Annotated in this window: 17 protein-coding genes, 2 tRNA genes and 3 rRNA genes; 17 read left to right on the top strand and 5 right to left on the bottom strand. The window is 35.3% G+C overall.

Features of this window, described 5'->3' with window-relative positions:
• Window positions 1-43: 43 nt before the first annotated feature.
• The 6 genes from ABRY23_06720 to ABRY23_06745 are packed head-to-tail and all read left to right on the top strand — an operon-like array spanning window position 44 to window position 5,289.
• A complete protein-coding gene (locus ABRY23_06720) occupies window positions 44-997 on the top strand; it encodes a methylenetetrahydrofolate reductase (protein MFA3782746.1) in 954 nt (317 codons plus the stop codon).
• A gap of 7 nt (window positions 998-1,004) precedes the next feature.
• Complete coding sequence (locus tag ABRY23_06725) at window positions 1,005-2,015, top strand: Gfo/Idh/MocA family protein (protein MFA3782747.1); 1,011 nt, start codon at window positions 1,005-1,007, stop codon at window positions 2,013-2,015.
• Complete coding sequence (locus tag ABRY23_06730; protein ID MFA3782748.1) at window positions 2,006-2,668, top strand: class II aldolase/adducin family protein; 663 nt, start codon at window positions 2,006-2,008, stop codon at window positions 2,666-2,668. The genes ABRY23_06725 and ABRY23_06730 overlap by 10 nt, the downstream gene beginning before the upstream one ends.
• Before the next feature lie 20 nt (window positions 2,669-2,688).
• Complete coding sequence (locus ABRY23_06735) at window positions 2,689-3,696, top strand: D-alanine--D-alanine ligase (protein ID MFA3782749.1); 1,008 nt, start codon at window positions 2,689-2,691, stop codon at window positions 3,694-3,696.
• Between the two features lie 8 nt (window positions 3,697-3,704).
• On the top strand, window positions 3,705-3,986 hold the full coding sequence (locus ABRY23_06740) for a septum formation initiator family protein (GenBank protein MFA3782750.1): 282 nt from the start codon (window positions 3,705-3,707) through the stop codon (window positions 3,984-3,986).
• 7 nt (window positions 3,987-3,993) lie between these two features.
• Window positions 3,994-5,289, top strand: a complete 1,296-nt coding sequence (locus tag ABRY23_06745) for a replication-associated recombination protein A (protein ID MFA3782751.1) — start codon at window positions 3,994-3,996, stop codon at window positions 5,287-5,289.
• Here the strand turns inward: ABRY23_06745 and dprA are convergent.
• The 4 genes from dprA to ABRY23_06765 form a co-directional block, all read right to left on the bottom strand.
• Complete coding sequence (gene dprA, locus ABRY23_06750) at window positions 5,286-6,398, bottom strand: DNA-processing protein DprA (protein MFA3782752.1); 1,113 nt, start codon at window positions 6,396-6,398, stop codon at window positions 5,286-5,288. The two genes, ABRY23_06745 and dprA, sit on opposite strands and share 4 nt — an antisense overlap.
• 17 nt (window positions 6,399-6,415) lie before the next feature.
• Window positions 6,416-6,694, bottom strand: a complete 279-nt coding sequence (locus ABRY23_06755; protein ID MFA3782753.1) for a EutN/CcmL family microcompartment protein — start codon at window positions 6,692-6,694, stop codon at window positions 6,416-6,418.
• The gene (locus ABRY23_06760) at window positions 6,675-6,962 is read right to left on the bottom strand and encodes a hypothetical protein (protein ID MFA3782754.1); all 288 of its coding nucleotides are present in this window, start codon (window positions 6,960-6,962) and stop codon (window positions 6,675-6,677) included. The genes ABRY23_06755 and ABRY23_06760 overlap by 20 nt, the downstream gene beginning before the upstream one ends.
• A gap of 133 nt (window positions 6,963-7,095) precedes the next feature.
• Window positions 7,096-7,356, bottom strand: coding sequence for a hypothetical protein (locus ABRY23_06765; protein MFA3782755.1), 261 nt, complete (start codon window positions 7,354-7,356; stop codon window positions 7,096-7,098).
• Window positions 7,357-7,704: 348 nt separating this feature from the next.
• Here ABRY23_06765 and ABRY23_06770 point away from each other — a divergent pair.
• From ABRY23_06770 to ABRY23_06815, 10 genes are all read left to right on the top strand, one after another.
• A 16S ribosomal RNA gene (locus ABRY23_06770) occupies window positions 7,705-9,249 on the top strand.
• Between the two features lie 103 nt (window positions 9,250-9,352).
• Window positions 9,353-9,426: transfer RNA gene (locus ABRY23_06775), tRNA-Ile, on the top strand.
• A 50-nt stretch (window positions 9,427-9,476) separates the two neighbouring features.
• Window positions 9,477-9,549 (top strand) — tRNA-Ala (locus ABRY23_06780).
• A 107-nt stretch (window positions 9,550-9,656) separates the two neighbouring features.
• A 23S ribosomal RNA gene (locus ABRY23_06785) occupies window positions 9,657-12,680 on the top strand.
• A 104-nt stretch (window positions 12,681-12,784) separates the two neighbouring features.
• A 5S ribosomal RNA gene (rrf, locus tag ABRY23_06790) occupies window positions 12,785-12,901 on the top strand.
• The 16S, 23S and 5S rRNA genes sit together here with 2 tRNA genes alongside, the layout of an rRNA operon.
• Window positions 12,902-13,429: 528 nt before the next feature.
• Entirely contained in the window at window positions 13,430-14,014 is a 585-nt protein-coding gene (locus ABRY23_06795; GenBank protein ID MFA3782756.1) for an RNA polymerase sigma factor, read from the top strand.
• Between the two features lie 95 nt (window positions 14,015-14,109).
• Complete coding sequence (locus tag ABRY23_06800) at window positions 14,110-15,105, top strand: FecR family protein (GenBank protein ID MFA3782757.1); 996 nt, start codon at window positions 14,110-14,112, stop codon at window positions 15,103-15,105.
• Between the two features lie 142 nt (window positions 15,106-15,247).
• On the top strand, window positions 15,248-18,256 hold the full coding sequence (locus tag ABRY23_06805) for a TonB-dependent receptor domain-containing protein (protein MFA3782758.1): 3,009 nt from the start codon (window positions 15,248-15,250) through the stop codon (window positions 18,254-18,256).
• A gap of 76 nt (window positions 18,257-18,332) precedes the next feature.
• The gene (locus ABRY23_06810; GenBank protein ID MFA3782759.1) at window positions 18,333-19,667 is read left to right on the top strand and encodes an amylo-alpha-1,6-glucosidase; all 1,335 of its coding nucleotides are present in this window, start codon (window positions 18,333-18,335) and stop codon (window positions 19,665-19,667) included.
• A gap of 17 nt (window positions 19,668-19,684) precedes the next feature.
• Window positions 19,685-21,268, top strand: a complete 1,584-nt coding sequence (locus tag ABRY23_06815) for a sodium:solute symporter (protein MFA3782760.1) — start codon at window positions 19,685-19,687, stop codon at window positions 21,266-21,268.
• A 66-nt stretch (window positions 21,269-21,334) separates the two neighbouring features.
• Here ABRY23_06815 and ABRY23_06820 read toward each other — a convergent pair whose 3' ends face one another.
• Window positions 21,335-23,839 carry a helix-turn-helix domain-containing protein gene (locus ABRY23_06820; GenBank protein ID MFA3782761.1) on the bottom strand — a complete coding sequence of 835 codons (2,505 nt, stop codon included), beginning with the start codon at window positions 23,837-23,839 and terminating at the stop codon, window positions 21,335-21,337.
• Between the two features lie 498 nt (window positions 23,840-24,337).
• Between ABRY23_06820 and ABRY23_06825 the strand changes: the two genes are divergently transcribed.
• Window positions 24,338-25,474: a tetratricopeptide repeat protein gene (locus ABRY23_06825; protein MFA3782762.1), complete on the top strand. Its 1,137-nt coding sequence runs from the start codon at window positions 24,338-24,340 to the stop codon at window positions 25,472-25,474.
• Window positions 25,475-25,740: the final 266 nt, after the last annotated feature.

Consider the following 25,740-nt stretch of genomic DNA (forward strand, 5'->3'; position numbering starts at 1 on the left):
TTATTAATTTAACCAGTTAAAAAAATCATATAATAATATAACAATGAAAGTTACTGAGCACTTAGAGAAAGCTAACGATACATTAATTAGTTTTGAAATTATACCGCCAAAACGTGGCGGTGATATAAAACAATTGCTAAATGTTTTAGACGATATCGTAAAATATAAACCTCCATTTATTGATATAACAAGCCACGCCGCAGAAGTTGTTTACGAGGAAAAATCCGACGGCGATTTCTCAATGAGAATAAAAAGAAAAAGACCCGGCACATTGGGTATTTGTGCACTTATACAAAATAAGTATAATATTGATGCGGTGCCCCATGTTTTATGTAGAGGTTTTACAAGAGAAGAAACAGAAGATTTCTTAATTGAACTTCATTATTTAGGTATAGAAAATGTACTTGCCATTAGAGGAGATGATAGTGGTTTTAATAAGCCGGTAAAATTTGGAAGAAGTGTAAATAACTATGCAGTTGACTTAATAAAGCAAATTTCTGATATAAATAATGGACACTATTTGGAAGATAACCTTTTAGATGCATATCCAATGGATTTTTGTATAGGTACGAGTGGCTATCCTGAAAAACATTTCGAGGCACCTAACTTGTTAACAGATATTAAATTTACAAAATCAAAAGTCGACGCTGGAGCCTCGTATATTGTAACTCAAATGTTCTACGATAATAAAGTTTACTTTGACTATGTTGAGCTTTGCAGAAGAGAAGGAATTAATGTTCCAATTATTCCGGGTTTAAAGTTATTAACCTCCAAAATTCAACTAAATACAATACCGAAAAATTTTTACATTGATATACCAAATGAACTTGCATTGGAAATCGAAAAAGCTAAGCCAGAACATGTAATTGAAATTGGTGTGGAATGGACTTTTAAGCAAGTTGAAGAACTACTTAATAAAAAAGTCCCAGCAATACATTTCTATATTATGCAGAATTCGCAGCCAATAAAAATGCTTATGAAAAAACTAGGGTTTTAATTAAACAATGCCTTTATTAGAACCTAAAATTAGAATAGCATCAAAATTTCAAAAACTTAAATGGGGTGTTGCCGGCTGCGGTAACTTTGCTGAAAATAGCTTCTTGCCTGCGCTCCAAATCTTTAAGAAAAATAGATTAATGGCGGTTTACAGTCACACTAAAGAACGAGCAATGTTTATTAGCAATAAGTTTGGTGCACCTTATTCTTATGATAACTTTGATGAGTTTCTAAAATGTGACTTTGATATTCTTTATATTTCAAGTGCTAATGCCGACCATTATTGGCAGGTTATAAAAGCAGCCGAAGCCAAAAAACAAATTTTGTGTGAAGTACCAATAGCTGTGAATTCTCAGCAAGTTCAAGAAATAATTAATGTATGTAAAGAGAACAAAATTATAATCGTACCTAATTATATTCATCGATTTCATCCAATAGTTAATAAAGCAAAGGAGCTGGTCACTAACCAAATTATTGGTAAAATAATCTCAATCTCTGCAAATTACAACATTGATTTAGCCCCAAGTGAAAATTTTAGATTTAATAAAAAACTAAGCGGTGGCGGTGCACTAATAGACTTAGGTTCGCAGATGATAGATGTGCTGCGTTTCTTTGGAGGTGAAATTTCTGATGTTAAAGGTTATAAGGATAATATAATATACAAAAGTGAAGTGGAAGATTTTGCCTCAGCCATAGTTAAATTTGAAAAAAGCGGCTATGGCTATTTTAATGTTTCTTATAATGCTAAAAATACTTTGAACAAAATAGAAATAATAGGCTACAAAGGTTCGATAAGCATAGAGAATTTTATTTTCGGTAAGAATAAACCCACCAAATTAATAATTGATATTTTTGGGGAAGGAAAAAAAGTTTTTATGAAACGCACAAATAAACTAAAATATGTTATTAAAGAAACTCAGAAGATAATGACAAAGAAAACACTACCACAACTTTTATCACTTGAAAATGGATTGATAAACTTAAAAATTATAGAAGAAGTTTATAAGCAATGTCCTTAAGAAGTGAACTAACTGTTTACTGTCATAAAGTTTATGAGAAAGAGTATGTCTCCGCTTACGATGGCAATCTTTCTGCGCGCATTGATGGGCGAAGAATATTAATAACACCATCAGGTAAATGTAAAGGTGAAATCAAAGAAGATGATTTGCTGGAAATTGATTACGATGGAAACTTGCTGGCTGGTAATGGAAAAGTTTCTACTGAAGTGAAAATTCATTTGTTGGTATACAAACTAAGGAACGACATTCACTCAGTAATTCATTGTCATCCTCCTTTTGCAACTGCTTTCGCAACATTGGGTGAAGGCTTTAATAAACCTGTCTTACCAGAATCTGTCCTATCACTTGGTAAGGTGCCTTTATGTAAGTATGGTACTCCATCTACTGATGAACTGCCAAATTCTATGCTACCTTATATTGACTTTAGCTGGGCATTCCTTCTCGAGAATCACGGCGCTGTAACAATTGGTAAGAACATTAAAGGTGCTTATTTTAGAATGGAAAAATTGGAACATACGGCAAAAACTATTTTTATTGCACGGTTATTAGGCAGAGAAAAAACGATTCCTCTCCAAAAATTAAAGGAACTTTATTCAATAGCTGAAAAAGTATACGGAATTAAAATAGACAATAGAAATAGAATGGACTATTAAGGAATAAATCTGGTTGCATTATGAATAACAACAGTAAAATTAATGTGGCATTACTTTTAGGTGGTATTTCTAGCGAAAGGGATGTTTCTATATCGACCGGCGAGTCTGTTTACTATGCTCTAAACCGACTCGGATATAATGTAACTGTAATAGACCCAGCCTACGGAAAAAATCAGCCTAAAGAAATTGTTAATTTTTTTAACCATCAAGATTATACTGAAAAATCTGTTAGAAATTATTTGGAGGCCATTAATTCTCCAATTTTTGACAATATTGACGTAGCATTCATAGCTCTTCATGGTAAATGGGGAGAAGACGGGAAAATTCAATCCCTTCTTGAACTACGAAATGTTAAGTATACAGGTTCTAAAGTTTTGCCGAGCGCTTTAGCTATGGATAAGTGTTTGTCAAAAATAATGTTTAGTCATTATGATGTTAGTACGCCAAAATGGTTTTTGGTAAGAGAGAACGATAACGATTTTCAATTAATTAAAGAGAAAATAAAAAAGTTTTTTGGTTATCCTTGCGTTGTTAAACCGAATGATGAAGGTTCTACAGTTGGGTTATCAATATGTAGAGGAGATATTGAGGTAGAAAAAGCAGTAGAGAAAGCTAGGTCTTTTTCTGAAAAGGTTTTAATAGAGGAGTATATTGAAGGCAGAGAGTTGACAGTAGGTGTTCTTAATCAACAAGTACTGCCTGTGTTAGAAATTAAACCTAAAGGAGGGTTTTACGATTATGAACATAAATACACTGCTGGAATGAGCGATTACATAGTACCAGCAGAAATTCCGTTAAAAGTTTCTGAACATCTTCAGCAACAAGCATTGCGTGCTTTTAACTCACTGGGCTGTCAATCCTATGCGCGCATTGATTTTAGGTTAACAAAAGACAATCAACCATATTGCTTAGAAGTTAACACATTACCCGGAATGACTAATACTAGTCTCGTACCAAAAATGGCAAAAGCGGTAGGAATCACTTTTGATGAATTAGTAGATAGAATTGTTAAAGATGCTCTCAAGTGAAAAAATTAATGAGTAAAAAGATCTTAATAAGACTTATTATTTTACTTTTACTTTTCGTTGCTATCATCTTCCTAATGTTTAATGATAACGGCATTCTAAAATATGTTAAAACTAAAGCAGAAGTAAATAATTTAGAAACTCAAATTAAAAAATACGATGATTCGCTGGCGGTAGTCTCAAAGCAAATTGACTCGCTAAAAAACAACAAGTTTATGATTGAAAAAGTGGCTAGAGAAAAATATCGTATGAAGAAAAAAAATGAAAAAGTGTTGAAAGTAGAAGAAAATTAGTTTAAAAATGACAAATCAAATTAAAATACCCTCGAAGCCTTTGGCTGAAAGATGCCGACCACGTAGGTTAGAGGAATTTTGTGGACAGGAGAAATTATTAGGCAAAGATAAACCGCTTCGTTTGATGATTGAAAATGATAAGTTGTCTTCGATGATACTTTGGGGTCCGCCCGGCAGCGGTAAAACAACTATTGCTAAAATTATTTCTGAACATACAAAATCTGAGTTTTACCAAATAAATGCTGTCTCATCCGGCGTAAAAGAGGTAAGGACTATAATTGAAAATGCGAGAATTAACAGAGAGTATAATAAACGAACTATTTTATTTATCGATGAAATACATCGTTTTAATAAAGCTCAACAAGATGCCCTTCTTTCGTCAATAGAAAAAGGAGAAATAATTTTAATAGGCGCTACAACTGAAAACCCCTCTTTCGAAATTATACCAGCATTACGTTCCAGAGTAATGGTTTATGTACTTGAAACACTAAGTAAGAATAATTTAAATGATATACTCAATTATGCATTGGAAAAAGATGAATTTTTGAGGGACTTATCAATAACTGAGGTTGACCGCGACTTTCTCTTTTTTGTTTCAGGTGGGGATGCAAGAATATTGCTGAATGTATTTGAAGCAGCAATATATACTCAGTTAGATAAAGGAAATATAAAAGTAACCAAAGAAATTATTGAGGAAGTTTTACAAAGAAAAAATATAAGTTATGACAAAAGTGGGGAAGAGCATTATAATATAATTTCAGCATTTATAAAGAGTATACGAGGTTCAGATCCAGATGCATCTGTTTATTGGCTTGCAAGAATGCTTGAAGGTGGTGAAGATCCGTTATTTATAGCAAGAAGAATGCTAATACTTGCTTCAGAAGATATTGGTAATGCCTCTCCAAATGCGCTTGTTCTTGCAGAAGCCACTTTTAGTGCTGTGGAAAAAATTGGAATGCCCGAATCAAGAATAATTTTATCACAATGTGCAACCTATTTAGCTGCCTCACCTAAAAGTAATGCCTCTTATATTGCTATTGAGGAAGCATTAAATGATGTAAGAAATCATCCTCTTTATCCTGTTCCATTGCACTTAAGAAATGCACCAACAAAGTTAATGCAAGAATTAAAATATGGAGATAATTATAAATACCCACACGATTATGATGAACATTTCGTAAAAGAAAATTATTTGCCAAAGGAGCTTAGTGATAAACAATATTATTTGCCTACCAATATTGGACATGAAAAAAACATTAGAGAAAGATTGAGACTATTATGGGGTAACCTTAAAAAATACTAAACACTAATAAACATTTTACCAGGCAATTGTTGTACTAAACCTTTAAACTCAAGTGACAATAGATTTACTAGACAATCAGAAGTACTCATAGAGCATTCAGTAGCAATATTATCAATGTATTTAGGAGTTGAATTTAGAACTCTTAGAATTTTCTCCTCAAATAGAGTTAAATCTATATTTTTTTTAAGCTCTTGTTTTTTATCTAAGCGTTTAACTTTAACAGGAAGTTCAATTAAAATATCCTCTGCGCATTGCACTAATTTAGCTTCTCCTTTTTTTATCAATGTATTTGGACCTTCACTTTTTATGTTGTCTAAATTGCCTGGTACGGCAAAAACCTCTCTGTTTTGATCAAGTGCATATTCTGCGGTTTGCATTGCCCCGCCGTTTAATTTAGTCTCGATAATTAATGTACCTAATGATAAACCTGATATAATTCTATTTCTTCTAGGAAAATTTTGAGCGTCAGGTTTAGTTCCTAACGCATATTCACTTATAACTGCCCCATTTTCTACAATTTTCCAAAAAAGGTTTTTATTTTCAGGTGGATATATAACATCAAGTCCAGAGCCAATAACGGCAATTGTTCTGCCGTTATTTTTTAAGGCGGTACTATGGGCAATAGAATCTATTCCTCTTGCTAATCCACTTATAATTGTTAAACCGTTATTTACTAAATCAGCGGTTAAAGTTTCTGCTATTTTTTTACCATAAGGAGTTGGTTGTCTTGTACCTACAATTGCCAGTGAATCTATATCGGCTTTATCAAACTTTCCCAGCATATATAAAATTACAGGAGGGAAATAAATTTTACGAAGAAATGCAGGATAATCTTCGTCCCAATAAGTTAAAATAGAACCTTTTATTTTAAATAGCTTATCTAATTCCCTTTTGGTTTGTTCTTTGAATGATTCCAAGTTCTTTAATGCAGCAATAATTTTGTCAGCTAGTGCTTTATATATGCCATCCACACTAACTAACTGGTTATATGTACAATGCCAAATTGATTCTATAGAAGAAAATTTTGAAATTAGATTTAGTACTTTATGAGGTCCAATTCCCTCAACGCTAAGTAATAATTTAAGTCTAGCAATATTGTCTAATTCCAAGGTGAATAATAAGTTAGTTAGAAATTTGTTAGTTCAACATCATCTACTACAGCAATTACCATTGTGTTCACGGGTGCATTAGAATGCCCTAAAATTTGTTGAATAGCATCACCTTCTTGACACACTAACACAGTATCGCCAATACCAGCATCTATTAAGTCAAGTGCAATTATATCTTTTTTGCCAATAAAATTTCCATTAAAATCAATTGGATGAACAATCAACAATTTATGCCCGAGTAAGTATTTGTTTTTTGGAGTAGATACAATATTACCTTTAATTTTGGCTAGGAACATTTGATTGTTTGTTTTCCTTATTTTTCTTCCTATACAATATAGCAATTGGTATTATTACGATGTAAGCGATTAAAAGAATAATTGGGGAAACTGATACAGAAAGAAAGCTATCCCATGGACCTTGAGCCATCAAAAAATATCCTAGTAATAAAAGCAAAAAACCAATAGACAAGATTAAGTAATTTGCTTTTGTCCAATAGTCATTAAAAGGTGAGAGCTTTTTTTTCTTATTTCTTATTTCTTTTTGTCTTTGTTTTACTTTTGCCATAATCTTACCCAGATTTTTTTAAGTAAAAAGCCCAGTGTTGGGGGGAGACACTGGGCTAAATAAGCTTTCATAGTAAATATTCTACGAAAGCACTTATTAAAATAATTTATGAAATCCCGTTTGTCAAGAAGAATTATTTCTGTATGTTATATACTATCTTTCTGATTGTATCAAACTGCAGGTATGGATATTCTTCTCTAATCATGTCAATTGCTTCAGTAGCGCTTATGTTTTTTGTGCGTAGGTCCTGAAACTTTTTTCTAATTTGATGGTCTCTTACAGACTTTTCATTAATTAACCCTCGTGTATTTAGCAGCTCGTAGATTTCATCACTAATTAAATCAGATAGCGGATTTGTTCTTGCTTTTGAGTTTGTTTTCTCTTTCGTCTCCATATTATATGATTCCCCCTTTCTTATGATATATTAAAATTTCTTTACATTTTACATTACTTTCAAGGTAAAGTTCCGTTTGATTTTTTAGAGTGTTATGAAAAAATTTCTTTCAAAAAAAATTGACAAGTAATAAAAAAACATATAACTTTAAGTCTGTGTTTTTTTGAAATTAGTTTGTTATTTTTACGTTATAGACACGTTATTACATGTAAGCATCAATGCAACTTGACAATAAAAATTAATAGAGTTAAGTTGTAAGTCCATCGTGAAAAGTTCTTTGAAAAAGTGAGCGACTAAAGTAAATCTTTAGGTAGTGTTTCAACTGATTACGCGAAATTTAAATATTTTACAACGGAGAGTTTGATCCTGGCTCAGGACGAACGCTGGCGGCGTGCTTAACACATGCAAGTCAAGGAGAAAGAGGTAGTAATATCTCGAGTAAACTGGCGCACGGGTGAGTAATATATAAGTAACCTACCCATGGGTTTGGGATAACTCCGAGAAATCGGGGCTAATACCAAATAATGCAGCGGCATCGCATGATGATGTTGTTAAAGTCGTAGTAGACGCCTATGGATGGGCTTGTATCCGATTAGCTAGTTGGTAAGGTAATGGCTTACCAAGGCAACGATCGGTAGCTGGTCTGAGAGGATGATCAGCCACACTGGAACTGAGACACGGTCCAGACTCCTACGGGAGGCAGCAGTGAGGAATATTGGGCAATGCCCGAAAGGGTGACCCAGCAACGCCGCGTGGAGGATGAAGACCGTCAGGTTGTAAACTCCTTTTAAAGGGGACGAAAAAGTAAGTTGGAAGCTTACATTGACGGTACCCTTAGAAAAAGCCCCGGCTAACTACGTGCCAGCAGCCGCGGTAATACGTAGGGGGCGAGCGTTGTCCGGATTTACTGGGTGTAAAGGGCGCGTAGGCGGACTTGTAAGTCAGGGGTGAAATCCTACAGCTTAACTGTAGAACTGCCTCTGATACTGCAAGCCTTGAGTTCGGAAGAGAGAGGCGGAATTCCAGGTGTAGTGGTGAAATACGTAGATATCTGGAAGAACACCAGTGGCGAAGGCGGCTTCTTGGTCCGTAACTGACGCTGAGGCGCGAAAGCGTGGGGAGCAAACAGGATTAGATACCCTGGTAGTCCACGCTGTAAACGATGAATACTAGGTGTTGGCCTCATTAGGGGTCAGTGCCGCAGCTAACGCATTAAGTATTCCACCTGGGGAGTACGATCGCAAGGTTGAAACTCAAAGGAATTGACGGGGGCCCGCACAAGCAGTGGAGCATGTGGTTTAATTCGATGCAACGCGAAGAACCTTACCTAGGCTTGAAAGGCAGATGACAGGGTATGAAAGTACCCCTCCCGCAAGGGCATCTGTACAGGTGCTGCATGGCTGTCGTCAGCTCGTGCCGTGAGGTGTTGGGTTAAGTCTCGCAACGAGCGCAACCCCTACCATTAGTTGCCATCAGGTTAAGCTGGGCACTCTAATGGGACTGCCTACGCAAGTAGTGAGGAAGGTGGGGATGACGTCAAGTCAGCATGGCCCTTACGCCTAGGGCTACACACGTGCTACAATGGGTGCTACAACGGGTTGCCAAACTGCAAAGTGGAGCCAATCCCTAAAAAGCATCCTCAGTTCGGATTGGAGTCTGCAACTCGACTCCATGAAGCTGGAATTGCTAGTAATCGCGCATCAGCACGGCGCGGTGAATACGTTCCCGGGCCTTGTACACACCGCCCGTCAAGCCATGGGAGCCGGGGGTACCCGAAGTCAGTGACTCAACCTCGTTTCGGCGAGGAGAGAGCTGCCTAAGGTAAAACCGGTGACTGGGGCTAAGTCGTAACAAGGTAGCCGTACCGGAAGGTGCGGCTGGATCACCTCCTTTCTAAAGAGTAATCTACACTATCTAAGATTTTTTAGTCGCTTGCTTTTTTATTTTTTGTTCTTTTTTTATTGAGCGAATGGCCTAAGGGCTATTTAAACCGAATGGGCCTGTAGCTCAGATGGTTAGAGCGCACGCCTGATAAGCGTGAGGTCAGTGGTTCAATTCCACTCAGGCCCACTTCTGGGCGTTGTGCTACTGAAAAGGTAACCTGCCCTAATTAAAAATTAGGGGCTATAGCTCAATTGGGAGAGCGCCGCCCTTGCAAGGCGGAGGTTATCGGTTCGATCCCGATTAGCTCCACTACTGTATAAAATTGTTCTTTGAAAAATTGAAAGAGTGATGAAATTATCATTACGATAATTTTCACTGAGTCAAACTTCAAAACGTCTATCTTTTAATAAGATTTTGGCTAAGTTACTAAGGGCATACGGTGGATGCCTAGGCACAAAGAGGCGATGAAGGACGCGGTTACCGGCGATACGCTACGGTGAGGTGGCAACAACCTAATACCCGTAGATTTCCGAATGGGGCAACCCGGTCTTGGTAATGCAAGACCATTTCCGTCTGAATCCATAGGACGGATAAAGCTAACCCAGGGAACTGAAACATCTAAGTACCTGGAGGAAAAGAAAACAATAGTGATTTCCTGAGTAGTGGCGAGCGAAAGGGAAAGAGCCTAAACCATCCAACATGTTAAAGGGCGTAACCGTTGTGTTGGTGGGGTCGTGGGATGTTCTCGGACTGATTTACGCTAAGTCGAAGAGTTACAAAACATATCATTAATCGAATGTTCTGGAAAGCTCAACCATAGAAGGTGATAGTCCTGTAGATGAAAATGATATGTCTCTTTGGAGAACACTCCCAAGTAACACGGAATAAGTGGAAGTCTGTGTGAATCTGGCAGAACCATCTGCTAAGGCTAAATACTCCTTTGTGACCGATAGCGCATAGTACCGTGAGGGAAAGGTGAAAAGCACTCCTAACAGGAGAGTGAAATAGTACCTGAAACCGTATGCTTACAAGCAGTTGGAGTCCCGATTTATCGGGATGACAGCGTGCCTTCTGGATAATGAGCCTACGAGTTAGTCGTCTCTTGCAAGGTTAATCCCCTCTGGGGAGAAGCCGCAGCGAAAGCGAGTCTGAACAGGGCGATTTAGTAAGAGGCGCTAGACGCGAAACCGGGTGATCTACCCTTGTCCAGGATGAAGTCCCGGTAACACGGGATGGAGGTCCGAACTAGTGTGGGTTGAAAACCGCTTGGATGAGATGAGGGTAGGAGCGAAAGACCAATCAAACTCGGAGATAGCTCGTACTCCCCGAAATAGCTTTAGGGCTAGCGTCGAGTAATAGTGTGCAGGAGGTAGAGCACTGATTGGGCTAGGGCTGTCACAACGGTACCAAACCCAGACAAACTCCGAATTCCTGTCACATGTTTCTCGGCAGTCAGGCAGTGGGGGATAAGCTTCATTGCCAAAAGGGAAACAACCCAGACCACCAACTAAGGTCCCTAAATAGTAGTTAACAGAGAAAGGATGTTAAGTTGCTCAGACAACTAGGATGTTGGCTTAGAAGCAGCCATTCATTTAAAGAGTGCGTAATAGCTCACTAGTCAAGCGACTTAGCGTCGACAATTCTCGGGACTTAAACTACTTACCGAAGTTGTGGTCCCAACATTTAAGTTGGGAGGTAGGGGAGCATTCCATTCTGCACTGAAGGTGTATCGTGAGATATGCTGGAGCGAATGGAAACGCAAATGTAGGCATAAGTAACGATAAGTTCGATGAAAAATCGATCCGCCGAAAATCTAAGGTTTCCTGAGCAATGTTAATCATCTCAGGGTTAGTCGGTCCCTAAACCGAGGCTGAAAGGCGTAGGTGATGGAAAACAGGTTAATATTCCTGTACCTGGTAAAATTCGTTTGACTGTAAGGAGTGACGCAGGAGTGAAAGGTCAGCCACCTTTTGGATTAGGTGGTCTAAGTGCGTAGAGGGAAGATGTAGGCAAATCCGCATCTTCGTTAACCTCGAGACACGAACGGGAGGGCTTAGCCCACAAACTGACCCTAATCATACTGCCAAGAAAAACTTCGTACAGGAGAATTTTATCAGTCCGTACCGCAAACCGACACAGGTAGATGGGTTGAGTATACTAAGGCGCTCGAGTGAGCCGTGGTTAAGGAACTCGGCAAATTGACCCCGTAAGTTCGCAATAAGGGGTGCCTTAAGTAAGTGATGTTCTTACGAACAAAGCTGAACAAGGCCGCAGTGAAATGGCCCAAGCGACTGTTTAACAAAAACACATGTCTCTGCGAAGTCAATTAAGACGATGTATAGGGACTGACACCTGCCCGGTGCTGGAAGGTTAAGGGAAGGGGTTATCCTCGATTTATCGGGGAGAAGCTCTGAACCGAAGCCCCAGTAAACGGCGGCCGTAACTATAACGGTCCTAAGGTAGCGAAATTCCTTGTCGGGTAAGTTCCGACCTGCACGAATGGTGTAACGATTTGGGCACTGTCTCAACCACGGGCTCGGTGAAATTGTGGTACCGGTGAAGACGCCGGTTACCCGCATATGGACGGAAAGACCCCGTGCACCTTTACTGCACCCTAGCATTGGGTTCGGGTAAAGCATGTGTAGGATAGGTGGGAGGCTATGAAGTCTCAACGCTAGTTGGGATGGAGCCAACGGTGAAATACCACCCTTGTTTTACTTGGATTCTAACCTCGGTCCTTTAATCAGGATCAGGAACAGTGTTAGGCGGGTAGTTTGACTGGGGCGGTCGCCTCCCAAATAGTAACGGAGGCTCTCAATGGTTCCCTCAGCATGGTTGGTAATCATGCGTTGAGTGCAAAGGCATAAGGGAGCTTGACTGCGAGACACACAGGTCGAGCAGATGCGAAAGCAGGACTTAGTGATCCGGCGGTAGCGAGTGGAAGTGCCGTCGCTCAAAGGATAAAAGGTACGCCGGGGATAACAGGCTGATCTTACCCAAGAGTTCATATCGACGGTAAGGTTTGGCACCTCGATGTCGGCTCATCGCATCCTGGGGCTGAAGAAGGTCCCAAGGGTTTGGCTGTTCGCCAATTAAAGCGGTACGTGAGCTGGGTTCAGAACGTCGTGAGACAGTTCGGTCCCTATCCTATGCGGGCGCAGGATACTTGAGAAGAGTCGCTTCTAGTACGAGAGGACCGAAGCGAACGTACCTCTAGTGTACCAGTTGTCGCGCCAGCGGCATCGCTGGGTAGCTATGTACGGATGTGATAAGCGCTGAAAGCATCTAAGTGCGAAGCACACTTCAAGATTAGGTATCCCTTCCCGATAGAAATATCGGGGCTAAAGACTCCTTGTAGATTACGAGGTTGATAGGCTGCAGGTGTAAGTATGGCAACATACTCAGCCGAGCAGTACTAATAGGTCGTGCGACTTAGCCATATAATTTTGTCAAAAGATAATCGTTTTTAAGTTGACTCTCTTCACTCTTTCTTTTTTTCATTTGTTGTTCTTTATTTTTAATTTATGCCAAATTTATAAAAATTTCTGGTGGCTATAGCTACGGGGAAACACCTCTTCCCATTCCGAACAGAGAAGTTAAGCCCGTAAACGCCGATGGTACTACGTGGGCAACTGCGTGGGAGAGTAGGTAGCTGCCAGGAGTAATTTTTACAAAGGCTGTCTTAAAAGTATATAATTTTGAGGCAGCCTTTTTTCTTAAAAAGAATAATCCACTGATTGAGAAGAGACGTATTCATTCCAACAAATTTTTATTAGACTCAAATTTTTTATTAGAAAAATTTTTCTTTGAAAAAATCACTCCAAATATTTCTTATTAAACTACATAGTTGGATTATCAAATGCTTAGATTGACATAGTGAGAAATGTTTACAAACAGTGGGGTTTCCTAAAAATAGGATACATGTTTTTATAGATTTATTTCCTGTAAGTAATTCTTAAAATTGCATTATTACCTTCTACAGCGTGTAGAAGTCCAATACTACCAATTTAGATCCTTTTACTAAATAACTTTCCTCTATAAGCATAAACGAAAAATTTCCTAATTTTTTAGCGTCGTTATGAAACTGGTATCCTTTATTCTGAAAGAAATAATATTTAATTTTACAAATAATCAGAGTATACAATAATTGTGTAACTAAATTGCTTGTTTTTTTCTTAAAACTTGGTCTATGGGTAAAAAAGTCCAAAACAAAGCGTTACTCCAAATCATTAATTTATCCGATGCTAGATTGATTAAGCGTTTACAAGAAGGCGACCAAAAAGCATTTAAAGAAATTTTCAAGCTATATTGGTCAAAGCTATACATTTACGCATACAATATATTAAGAGAACGAAGTATTTGTGAAGATATTATTCAAGAGATCTTTTTTGACCTATGGATAAGAAGAAATGATCTGTGTATAACAAATCTTAATGCTTATTTATATCAAGCAGTTAAGTATCAAATTTGTAAGTATATTAGAAAAAGCAAGCACAAGGAACAGTTACTAGATGACCTTGACGTTTTTATGACTTTTCAAATTAGTGTAGAGGATAACTTTGAAAGGATAGAATGTAGTGAGAATGTTAGGGATGCAATATCAAAATTACCTATGCAACGCCGCTTGATTTTTGAATTAAGTAGAAATGAAAATCTTTCTAATAAGGAAATTTCCGAAAAACTTGGTATCTCAATTCAAACAGTGAAAAATCAAATAAGTAAAGCACTGAAGTTTATTAGACATACCTTAAAAAACACTTTTTTTATTTGCTAAAAGCTGCACTTTATAAAATTCAGTAGTACTTTTTTCCTTTCAAAGGTACTTAAATATTGGAAATAATTTTCTTTAATGAGTTTTTAGTTAAGTGTATGGATAGACTACAATTATTAAAATTAATTAAAGGTTATGAAAAAGGAACACTTTCACCTCATGAAAAGAAAATAATTGAAAGCTACTTTGAATCCCTTCAAAAAAAGGGGGGTGAATGGGATGAGCTAGTCATGGGCGATGAAGAGGTAATTGAAGAAAAAATTTATTCAAAATTAGTTCAACTCATCAACGATAACGAAACTAATTTGGTTAAAAAAATTGTTAGTTCACCCTCATTTTTGAAAATTGCTGCAATGATTATAATATTTATCTCAATAATCTTTGGTACATTATACATAATAGATGTTCATAAAGAAAAAAATAATCTGCAAACTTGGAACGAAAAAGTTACAAAAATAGGCGAGAAATCTATTTTAACTTTTCTTGATGGTACTAAAATTATCTTAAACGCTAACAGTAGATTAAAATATCCAGTAAATAGTTCTCGTTATAAACGAGAAGTATATTTGGAAGGTGAAGCTTATTTTGAAGTAGCCAAAGATACTTCAAGACCCTTTAAGGTTTATTCTGGTAATATAATAACAACGGTTATGGGAACTTCATTTAATATTGAGGCTTATCCAAGTGAAAATGAGATACAAATTTCATTAGTACGCGGGATAGTAAAGGTTTCGAAGTTAGACAACAAAATAAAAGAGGATTTAGTAGTTCTTAAACCAGAACAACAATTAACCTATTCAAAAATTGACGATGTAAGTAAGGTGGGAAAATTTGACAAAGTTGAAACAATAGGTTGGAAAGATAATATACTCAAATTTAATAACGTGCCCCTAAAAAAAGTGTTTGTTAAGCTAGAAAGGTTTTATGGCTTGCAATTCGAACTGTTAAATGAATCAAAAGCTAATTTGAAAATTACTGCTAACTTTCAAGAAGAATCGCTGAGAACCGTTGCTGAAGTAATTAAAAACCTAACAGGTCTTCAATATAAATCAGTTGTTCAATCAAATATTATTAAGAAAGTTGTTTTTTATTAATTAGAAAGGAGGTGATTCAGATATGAATCCAATTATCTGTAAATTAGACAAATAAAAAGCCATGGCAATCTCGCCTATTGCCACGGCTTTTTGAGAAGTAAACACCAGTTAACCAGTGTTTAACAAGATGGAGAACAAAAATATGAAAAAAAATATTCTATGGATAGTCAAAATGATGGCTGTTTATTCTTTTTGGGGGGTAATTTTACAGGTCATTATTGTTAATCTAATCTTTGCTGTAGCGCCTTCGGGTGCTCAAGATTTACATGATGTTAAAATTAGTGTTAATGCTGTTAACATTACTTTCCAGCAGGCTCTACAGATTATAGAGAAAAAAACCAATTTCAGATTCAATTATATTCAGGATGAAATTCCACTTAGTGAAAAAGTAACAGTTAAAGTAGAAGATGAATCACTTTATAATGTTCTTGAGGCTTTATCTAAAGAATATGGATTGATATTTAATAGAATTAATAATCAGATTACAATTAAAAAAGCTACAGTGGAGGATAAGGAGAGAATCAAATCTTTATTTGAAGGAGGCACGATTAAAGGGAAAATTATAGATAGAACAGGAGCGCCAGTACCTTTCGCAAATGTGATTATAATGGGTACACAAATCGGCACCGCTGCTAATGCTAACGGTGAATACGAAATAATGAATGTTCCAGTTGGAAAAGTAACTGTGAAAGTCTCAGCGGTTGGTTACAAAAGTGAATCTCAACAGGTGACTTTGCAAACCGGAGAAACTAAGGTATTAGATTTCACTTTGTTGCCAGACATTTTGCAGCTAAACGAAATTGTTAAAACTGGTACAAGAAGCGAGAGACCACAAAAAGAAACTAGTGTTTCAATTTCAGTATTAGGGGGCGAATTAATCCAAGTTTCTAATGCTTCTAGCATAGCAGATGTTTTAGCACAAGTACCAGGTATTTCTGCTGAAGGCGGCGGTGGTGAAGTGGCTTCGAATATTTTTGTACGCGGAGTTCCTGCCGGGGGTCAATATCGTTACCAAACATTGCAAGTGGATGGTATGGCTCTTCGTTCTATAGGAGATGATGGTGGAATGTCTGCCCAAGATGTTTATTTTAGGCAGGACCTTAACATAGATAGAGTAGAAGTAGTAAAGGGCGGTAGTTCTGCTTTGTTCGGATTTAGTGCACCAGGTGGAATTATTAATTACATAAGTAAAACTGGGGGTCCTACACTAAAAACCACAGTTAAATTGACCACAGGCGATAAAAATTTGTACAGGTATGATTTTAATAGCAACGGACCACTCGGTGAGACTTGGAAATTTAACTTGGGCGGGTTCTATCGTTATGATGAAGGACCTAGGGTAAGTGGATTACCCACACAGGGTTTTCAGTTTAGAGGTAATATAACAAAGTTGCTGAACAATGGTTACATGAGGTTTTATCTAACTCTTATTAATGATAGAGTTCAATTCTTTTTACCGGTTCCTTTCGATAGTAAAACAAAACAAATTGCAATTGCTAAGGATGGCACACTTAATTCAGACGAAGCTGCAGATTTTAGTTTTCCTACGCCGGATGGTACTTTTACTTCTCGTATGTCAAATGGGGTGTTGACAAAAGGTCCAACCGCTATGTTTGAATTTTATAACGAATTTGGAGATGGCTGGTCATTTTCAAACAAAATTAAGTTGATGGATGTTCAACATGAATTTAATATTTTTATCCCATCTGTTGCCTCGCCAATTAATAGTTTTGTTAAAACTTATTTAAAAAACCCTGGCGATCAAGCAATCCTCTCCTATACAAAACATCCTGGTTTAGCTGTTAATGTTCCAGCTGTTATACCCCAAGGCACTTGGGCAAGAATAAGACCAACAACTGATTTAGCTACACAATTTGTCCTTCAGAAAAAAATTACCACTGAATCATCAGAGCATAGATTGTCATTAGGTTCTTATATTTCTAGAACAGAATATGGCGATAAAATTCTTTTTACTCAAGCATTGTTTGAGCTGGCAGATAGACCTAAACTTATGGATTTAGCTATAAAAGATGCTAATGGAAATCTAACCTTTATAACAAGAAACGGGGTTCTCTCAGCAGTACCCAATTATCGTAATTCTAAGATTTTTAGTAATAACCTCTCAATTTTTGCCGGTGATGAAATGACAATTAACCAGAATTTGAGAATTGATATTGGTTTTAGATATGAAAAACAATCTGGGGTTGTTCAAGTAGAAAACTTAAAGAGTTACGATTTGAGAACTGCGAACGACCAATCCTTAGCTATTTCAAACATACAATGGGGTAGTGGTAAATTTATTAGACGTGATGTTCAGTTTAGTGATTGGGCTGGTTCTTTGGGATTTAATTATGCAGTAAATGATCAGTTTAATTTTTATGCTGTTGGAAGCAAATCTTATGTCTTCCCAGGTTTAACAACTTTTGCAGGTAATGTTTCTTTAGATGCACAGGGTAATTTTAAACAACCAACACCTGATAAGAACGAAACATTTATTCAATTAGAAGGAGGAACAAAGTTTAGTTTTTCGGAATTTGGAGGCTCTTTAGCAATATTTTACCTGCATATTAATGATAGATTACAATCTAATTTAAGAATTATTGATGGTCAAAACGTACTTGTAACTGAAGCCGTTGGTAAAAGTAAATCTGTAGGTATTGAATTTACGGGTACTTATGCACCAATTGCATTGAAAGGATTTACATTACAAACATCTATAACTTATCAGGACCCAAGATACGTTGACTTTAATGTTTTCAATGTGAGCACAGGTTCAGTTACTAGTTTAAAAGACAAAAAACCGCTTAGACAAGCAAATTTTATGACTAACACAACTCTTAATTATGAAAACAATGGGGTAGATTTATCCATCAACTGGAGTTACACAGGAAGCAGGTATGCTGACGATGCCAATTTATTTCAATTGGATGCCTTTCATGTTGTTTCTGCAGGTATTGGCTATACGTTTAAGTTTATGCAAGCTCAATCCCTTCGCTTAGGTGTACATGTGTATAATTTATTTGATTCATTGGGATTAACAGAGGGTGATCCCAGATTATCAACTGGTGTTGACCCAACTCAGTTCCCTTATTTAAATGCTCGCCCAATATTACCTAGAAGGGTAACTTTCGATTTGACTTATAATTTATAAGTGATACTGAAAATTGGTGCTTGTTAAAAATTTTAACAAGCACCTCCTATATTACCTCAATTATTTTGGATAAAAGATGGACGAGAAAACTATCAAACATCTAATTGAAATAGCTAAAAAAAATCTTGAAAGGAACTGGACAGGGAAATATACCAAACCATCACCACAACTATATCCTCATCAGTGGAATTGGGATAGCGGTTTTATCTCCATTGGATACTCCCATTTTAATTTAAATAAAGCTAGGCAAGAAATATTATCATTGTTTGAAGCGCAATGGGCGAATGGAATGCTTCCTCATATTGTTTTTAATCCAAATGTTTCAGGATATTTCCCAGGTGCTGATTTTTGGAATTCGAAACTCTCACCCCAAGCGCCTAAAAACATTTACACCTCAGGTCTCACAATGCCTGCCGTACATTCAACCGTATGTTTAATTATTTACAAAAATCAAAAAAATAACCCCGATAAAGATTTTCTTAAATTTATGTTTGAGAAGCTAAAAAAACTCCATAGTTTTTTTTATGATTATCGCGACCCAAACAAAGAGGGGTTGGTCTATATTAGGCATCCGTGGGAATCGGGAATGGACAATTCTCCATCTTGGGATCACCCTTTAGAAAGAATAAATTTGACAAAAGTAAAAATTCCTTCATACAAACGTGTAGATAATACTATAGTTTCCCCGGAAAATCGCCCTACTAAAGAAGATTATGATCGTTATGTTTATTTAGTTGCACAATCAAAAAAACATAACTATGATGAAAAACTAATCTTTTCTGAGTCTGTTTTTTTAATTCAAGATCCTTTATTTAATAGTATTCTTTGCAAAGCAAATGAGGATTTAATTGAAATAGCGTCGATACTTAAAGAAGACTCTTCACAAATTAAGGAGTGGTATGAACAAACTAAACGTTCTATAAATGACAAACTTTGGAATGAGGAAGAGCGCTATTATACTTGTTTCGATTTGTATGCAAATAAACAGATTAAGCCTGGGTCAGTCTCTGGTCTGTTGCCGATTTATGGCGGTATACCTGATTTGAAACGTGCTCAACTAATTATAGATAAATTAAACTCACCATCATTTTCTAACAACGGGGGCGAGACTTATTTGGTTCCGACTTATGATATGCAAAGTAAAGAATTTAATCCTGTTAAATACTGGCGAGGTCCTGTCTGGATTAACATAAATTGGTTTCTTTATAACGGCTTAAGACGTTATAACTTTCATTCTCAAGCCGAAAGAGTACTTCAAGATACATTCGATCTAATTAGTCGATATGGTTTTTATGAATACTTTAATCCCAAAAGAAATCTTAATGATTTTAGCAGTGGTGCTTATGGAGGAAATCATTTCTCTTGGTCTTCTGCATTGTTTATCGATCTTTTTAGTAAATATCTCAACTAATTAATAAGGTCTAAGTAATGAATTTATTGGATTGGTTAATTATAATTTTTTATTCTGGTGGACTTCTCTTAATTGGATATCATTTTAGTAAAAGTCAAAAAGATACCAGCGATTACTTTCTTGCGGGAAGGTCGTTCGGATGGTTCCCCATAGCACTTTCTACAATGGCTACTCAGCTTAGTGCGATCAGCTTTATATCTGCCCCAGCTTTTGTTGGCTTGAGGGAAAATGGGGGACTAAAATGGTTAAGTTTCGAATTTGCAGTACCGCTTGCAATGATTTTTTTGATGTATGTGATAATTCCTCCACTTTATAAAGCTAATGTTGTTAGTATTTATGGTTTTCTTGAAGAAAGATTTGGTCTAAGCACAAGATTGATTATTAGTCTTGTTTTTCAATTTAGCAGGGCATTTGCTACTGGCATTTCAGTTTATGCTTTAGCGATTGTTCTTTCTGCAGTATTAGGTATTCCTATTTGGATTACAATAATAATTGCTGGTGTGGTAACCTTAATTTACAGTACATTAGGAGGAATGAAAGCAGTTGTGTACACTGACGTTATACAAATGATAATTTTATTAATTGGAATTTTTTTATGTGGATGGGTTGGGTTAAAAGAATTAGGGGGCCTGCAAAATTTTATTTCTAATGTTGACCGATCTAGGTTAATGGCAGTAAATTTTTCTGATATTGGAATTGGGAAAGGTTCTGAGTTTGGTTTTTTACCTATGGTGATTGGTGGGTTTTTCCTATATGCGTCTTATTATGGATGCGATCAAACTCAAGCTCAAAGAGCGTTGACTGGTAAAAATTTTAACGAGGTGAAAACAGCCTTGCTTGTTAATGGTCTTTTTAGATTTCCGATAACTCTTAGTTATTGTTTAGTTGGACTAATTATAGGGACTTTCGCATTAATGAATTCCCATTTTTTGAACTTAATCCCAAAAGATAAAACCGATTATATGATACCTATATTTATAATAAACTTTATGCCAAATGGTTTGATAGGAATACTTATAGTTGCTATTCTATCCGCTGCTATGTCTTCCCTGAGTTCTACAATGAATTCTTTAGCTGCTGTTGCAGTTGAAGATTTAATTATAAGAAGAAAATCAGTTAAGATATCTGATGAAAAATATGTTAAATACTCTAGATGGTTCACAATTTTTTGGGGCTTTGTTTGTATTGGGGTGGCTTTTCTCGCTGGCAATATTGCTAGTACAGTAATTGAAGCGATTAATAAAGTTGGCTCACTTTTTTATGGACCTATTTTAGCGACTTTTATCTTAGCCATTCTTTCTAAAAAAGTAAATGCTACTGCTGTTAATATTGGATTAATCTCTGGCGTTGCGTTCAACTTTCTTTTATGGATTTTTGCCGAGAATTTTATTTTTTGGTTTTGGTGGAATTTTACCGGCGCTGCAATTACTATCATATTTGCATTAATGAGTATGAAAATAATTAAGAATAAGAAACCGCAGAATATACCATCACATAAAGAAAAAACTCCTCTTTTTTATTTAGAGACATTAACGTTAATTGGGTATTTTATTTTTATTGTCGCCCTCAGTTTTTCATTACATTTCTTAATTCCCAATTAAAAGTATGAAAAGGTTTTTTATAAAGTAATTAATAGATAATAGAGTATTTAGTTGACTTCATAGAATTTAATTGTTCTGCTTTTTTTGAAGCCATGCTAATACCATTCTTAACTTACCGTAAGAAATTTCAGGAGGTGCTTTCTCTTTGATAGGCTGCAAACGCACATCTGTTAAGTTCTTTGGAAAGTAGCTGCTGATTTTATGTACTTCCTCTATTGGCAAAACTTCTTCTACTTGAAGTAGATTTAAACTTATTGCTGTGGCAATATGATTTTCTATTGTACTTATAGATAGCCCCCTGTCATTGGCAATTTGTTCGATATTTTTACCCTCTTTAAAATGCTTAAGTGTTACTAATACTGTATCCGACTTTTTTAAAAAACCTTGTCTGCTTTTCTGCTTGTTTAATAATAATCTCTTTTCGATTTCAGAATTATCTACATTATTCTTTTTGCAATGACTTAAAACTAACGAAATTATTCTGTCGCCGTATTTTTCAATTTTCTTTTCGCCTAAACCGTTAATTAATTTTAATTTCTCTTTACTCGATGGTAATAACTGGCATATTTCTTTTATCGTATTGTTATTAAAAATCATATAAACTGGAAGAGAAGATTCAATTGCAATCTTATTTCTTAATTCAACTAATTGGTTATATAGCTCGGGATTTGGAATACTGCGAAGTGAAAAAGATGCAATTTCATTATTAGCATAAGAGCTTTTCATTTTCTTAATGTTTATAGCAGTAGATTTTCTATACTTAAGATAATCACTTAACGAAAAACCATTTCTACAGTAGTTAATTTTGTTGAAAATATCTTCAACTATTAAGATTATTTCTCCAAATGCAGAATCTATTTGGCTTGATAATTTTTTTGTTTGTACTGAAAGAGGATGGCTGTAAAATTGGTTTATCCATGTATTTAACTCACTATAAAGATAATTTGCCGCCTCTATAATTTTTTTCTGGATAAAATTATTTTCTTCAACTTTGTAATTTTCTTCAGATTTATTATTAATAAACTCCATAAGTTTTAAAGCGTATTGAGCAAGCTGTTTTTGTTTACTTATTAGTTTCTCTAACCACGAAATTGCGCCTGTAGATATTTTATTTTGATTCAATAATATAAGTTCATAAAAATCATTTAGTTCTTGATGCCACTTATCCCAGTTAAATATTTCTTGCAGTTCTTGTAATATATACTCTTCTCTTGCCTTGTTAAATAAATTGATAATATCATGTTTGTTGTTTGCATTTTCCCATTCAATAAGCTCTTCATGTGCACCTAAAAAATTTTTGTAAATTGGACTTTTAAGCACAAGTCCTTCTAAAGATGTACATCGACTTAAAGCAACATAGGCTTGTCCCATTGCAAAAGCTTTTTCAGCATCTATAATTACTTTGTCGAAAGTTAATCCTTGACTTTTGTGAATTGTTATTGCCCATGCAAGTCTAAGCGGGTATTGAATAAAGGTTCCAGTGATTTCCTCACTAATTTCTCTTGTTTGAGTATTGATTTTATATCGTATGTTTTTCCATTCGTATTTTTTAACTTCGATTTCGTAAGGTAAATCTTTGCATTTTACTTTTATGGAATTATCATCAAGCTTTGTTATTATGCCAAGTTTACCATTGAAGTATAGTTTTTCTTCAGTATCGTTTCTTAAAAACATTACTTGTGCACCAACCTTCAGTTCCAATTCTTTTTCAGCTGGAAAAAGATGTTCGGGAAAGTCACCATTGATTTCAGCATTAAAAATATAACTTCTGTTAGGTAGTTCATTTAGTTTTTGTTTATTAATCTGATCAGATTGATAATTATGGGTTGTAAGGATTATATAGCCATCATTGTTGTTGGGGATAAAATTTTTTCTTAGGCGTGAGTTTAACAAATTAAAATTATCTTCAGTTATATCGTTGTTGCGAATGCCATTTAATATTTCAATGAATTTATTGTCGCTTTGACGAAAAATTTCTTTGAACTCAATAATAACAGGTGGATTTTCCCTCAAAACTAGGCTATCGAAGAAAAAAATGGAATTATAAAAATTTTTTAAAATTTCCCATTCATCTCTTTTTATCACAGGTGGTAATTGATAAAGATCACCAATGAGCAATAATTGTACACCACCAAATGGTTTATTATTTGTTTTTCTTACATAGCGTAAGATGGTATCTATTGCATCTAAAATATAAGATGATGCCATGCTTATTTCGTCAATTATTAGTAATTCAATATTGCTTAAAAGCTCTAATTTTTCTTTTGTATAGTGAATTTTAGATAAGAGGGGGTGGTTCTTAAATTTACTGTAATTTTCATTAAAGTCAGTCGAAGGCAATATTATGCCAAGAGGGAGTTGAAACAGGGAATGGAGGGTAGTACCGCCGGCATTTACTGCTGCAACGCCAGTAGGCGCGGCGATTATTATTTTTTTAATAGAGTTTTGCCTTAAATACTGAAGGAAAGTAGTTTTACCTGTTCCAGCTTTCCCTGTTAAAAAAACATTTTGATTAGTCTCTGTAACAAATCGAAATGCAAACTCAAAAGGTTCGTTATGCCTAATATTCATAAATTTTTTTTGTACTTATATTACAATACATAAATATATTAATGAAAAATACTAAAAGAAATTAACCTCTCTAAGGGGTTAACTAAAAAAGTGATATTCAAATAAAATACTTGTCTTCTGTAAACAATGTAGTTTTAAATGAACTGATAAGGTCAGGTCCATTTGTCATTCTCACAAAAGCTTAAGTCAATATTCAAATCAATAGTACTTATAGTTACATGCTGGATTTGAATCTGTAAATAATTTATAAATACACAAAAATGCAGATACGATATTAAGTTTAATTATTATCTGTATGTTATATTTTTCATAAATCTGCTTTAATTTGCAAAACGACAAAAAACAATACTCTTGTTAGTATTCGAGCTTAATTTTATGTTGTTTATTATAGTAGTTTAAAGTATACTTGGCTCAAAATTAAAATCAGTGCAAAGAGAAAAGAAAGTAAAAAAGGGAAAGCCGATAATTTTTAATATAAATCAACATGAGAATGATTTATTGAAAAAAGTAACAAAACAGCTTGGGGATGGCAAATATAAAGCAGTAATTAAAGAAACTACTGCTGCACGCACTGTTTATCCTAATAATTTTTTCTTTTACACAATTGAAGCAATCGCATGTTCTATGCTTGGGCAAAGTCAAAAAGCACTTGATTTGTTGAAAGTCGCTGAAAAAAAATTCCCAGATTCTTATGAAGTACACTTTCAACTTGCTAAAGTGTATGATGAAATGGAAGAGTTTGATAAAGCGGAAGAGTCGTATAAGAAATCTTATGAATTAACCCCAAAAGAATATTCTGATGCTCGTTCTGATTGTTTGAATGACCTCGGTAGTCTTTATTGGAAAATTGGTTATAAGCAAGAAGCTATTGATAACTGGAAGTTAGCATTACAAGAATATCCTCAAAATAAGAATGCAAAAAACAATCTAAAAAGATGTATTAATGTATATGGTGAACCTAAGGCTGTTTCGGAAGCAATGGATGATATTTCCCATTTCTATGATATACAAATGAGAAAGTATTTTGCTGTTAAAAACATTAGTGAGTTTAGTTCTTTAGAAGAAGCCAACAAATTTATGTTGTTAATTAAAAACGCTTGGAATAATACTATTGTTCAAGAAAAAGAAAAGTTAGAGACTTATACACCTGAGGAAAAAACGAAGTGGTTTGAAAGTATTGAAATTGATTTTGATGCTATTGAATTAAAATCTGAAAATAAGGAGAAAAAAGCGGGTATAGCTTCTAAACCTAAGAAGAAGAAAAGGGGAAAATTATCTGCGGCACAAAAGGAGCAAATAGAATTTGAGCGTAAATTTTATTTTTTGCCTGAGGATGGATTAACTTTTGCTATACTCGCCTCTCCTTTTCTTTTACATGCTGGTCTAAAGTTTGATAGGTTAGATGAAATTTTGAGAGAGGGTACTGAAGATGAAGAGGAACAGGAACTTTTAATATGGGCTGCTGATATTGGTCATTTTCTTTTTGAATCATTTGGCGCGGAGGATGATGACATAGCTAAAGATTTTTTGAGTGAAGCGCTTGAAATTGCAACTGAAATAATCGACGAAGAAGATGCACTCGAATCGCTTGAAATAATTATAGATACTTTTAGAAAGTTTGGAGAGGACATTTAACCCAAAAAAATTCGTGAGAATTCACCGCGTTTTGGTATGTCATTATAGTTATCTAACTTGTGTGTGAATTCCCATTTCCCTAACATGCCAGCAGGCTGGTGGAAAATTTGGAGTTAATTTATTTTCAACAGTTTCAAGATAAGCAGGGTTGTAAATTCTTGTCACACTATTTTCTATCTTCCCGGATTCCTAAAATGCCATATTCATTTATATAAAAGAAAAGAGTTAGTTTTTTTATAAATTATAAAAAGGTTGCTGATTATTTA

This window comes from Melioribacteraceae bacterium 4301-Me, assembly GCA_041538185.1.
In the GTDB taxonomy this organism is placed as follows: domain Bacteria; phylum Bacteroidota; class Ignavibacteria; order Ignavibacteriales; family Melioribacteraceae; genus Pyranulibacter; species Pyranulibacter aquaticus.

Excerpts from the sequence above, each read along its gene's own strand:
- ABRY23_06720 (MFA3782746.1), top strand. The coding sequence starts at position 44 with ATGAAAGTTACTGAGCACTTAGAGAAAGCTAACGATACATTAATTAGT.
- ABRY23_06725 (MFA3782747.1), top strand. The coding sequence starts at position 1,005 with ATGCCTTTATTAGAACCTAAAATTAGAATAGCATCAAAATTTCAAAAA.
- ABRY23_06730 (MFA3782748.1), top strand. The coding sequence starts at position 2,006 with ATGTCCTTAAGAAGTGAACTAACTGTTTACTGTCATAAAGTTTATGAG.
- ABRY23_06735 (MFA3782749.1), top strand. The coding sequence starts at position 2,689 with ATGAATAACAACAGTAAAATTAATGTGGCATTACTTTTAGGTGGTATT.
- ABRY23_06740 (MFA3782750.1), top strand. The coding sequence starts at position 3,705 with ATGAGTAAAAAGATCTTAATAAGACTTATTATTTTACTTTTACTTTTC.
- ABRY23_06745 (MFA3782751.1), top strand. The coding sequence starts at position 3,994 with ATGACAAATCAAATTAAAATACCCTCGAAGCCTTTGGCTGAAAGATGC.
- ABRY23_06755 (MFA3782753.1), bottom strand. The coding sequence starts at position 6,694 with ATGTTCCTAGCCAAAATTAAAGGTAATATTGTATCTACTCCAAAAAAC.
- ABRY23_06760 (MFA3782754.1), bottom strand. The coding sequence starts at position 6,962 with ATGGCAAAAGTAAAACAAAGACAAAAAGAAATAAGAAATAAGAAAAAA.
- ABRY23_06765 (MFA3782755.1), bottom strand. The coding sequence starts at position 7,356 with ATGGAGACGAAAGAGAAAACAAACTCAAAAGCAAGAACAAATCCGCTA.
- ABRY23_06795 (MFA3782756.1), top strand. The coding sequence starts at position 13,430 with ATGGGTAAAAAAGTCCAAAACAAAGCGTTACTCCAAATCATTAATTTA.
- ABRY23_06800 (MFA3782757.1), top strand. The coding sequence starts at position 14,110 with ATGGATAGACTACAATTATTAAAATTAATTAAAGGTTATGAAAAAGGA.
- ABRY23_06805 (MFA3782758.1), top strand. The coding sequence starts at position 15,248 with ATGAAAAAAAATATTCTATGGATAGTCAAAATGATGGCTGTTTATTCT.
- ABRY23_06810 (MFA3782759.1), top strand. The coding sequence starts at position 18,333 with ATGGACGAGAAAACTATCAAACATCTAATTGAAATAGCTAAAAAAAAT.
- ABRY23_06815 (MFA3782760.1), top strand. The coding sequence starts at position 19,685 with ATGAATTTATTGGATTGGTTAATTATAATTTTTTATTCTGGTGGACTT.
- ABRY23_06820 (MFA3782761.1), bottom strand. The coding sequence starts at position 23,839 with ATGAATATTAGGCATAACGAACCTTTTGAGTTTGCATTTCGATTTGTT.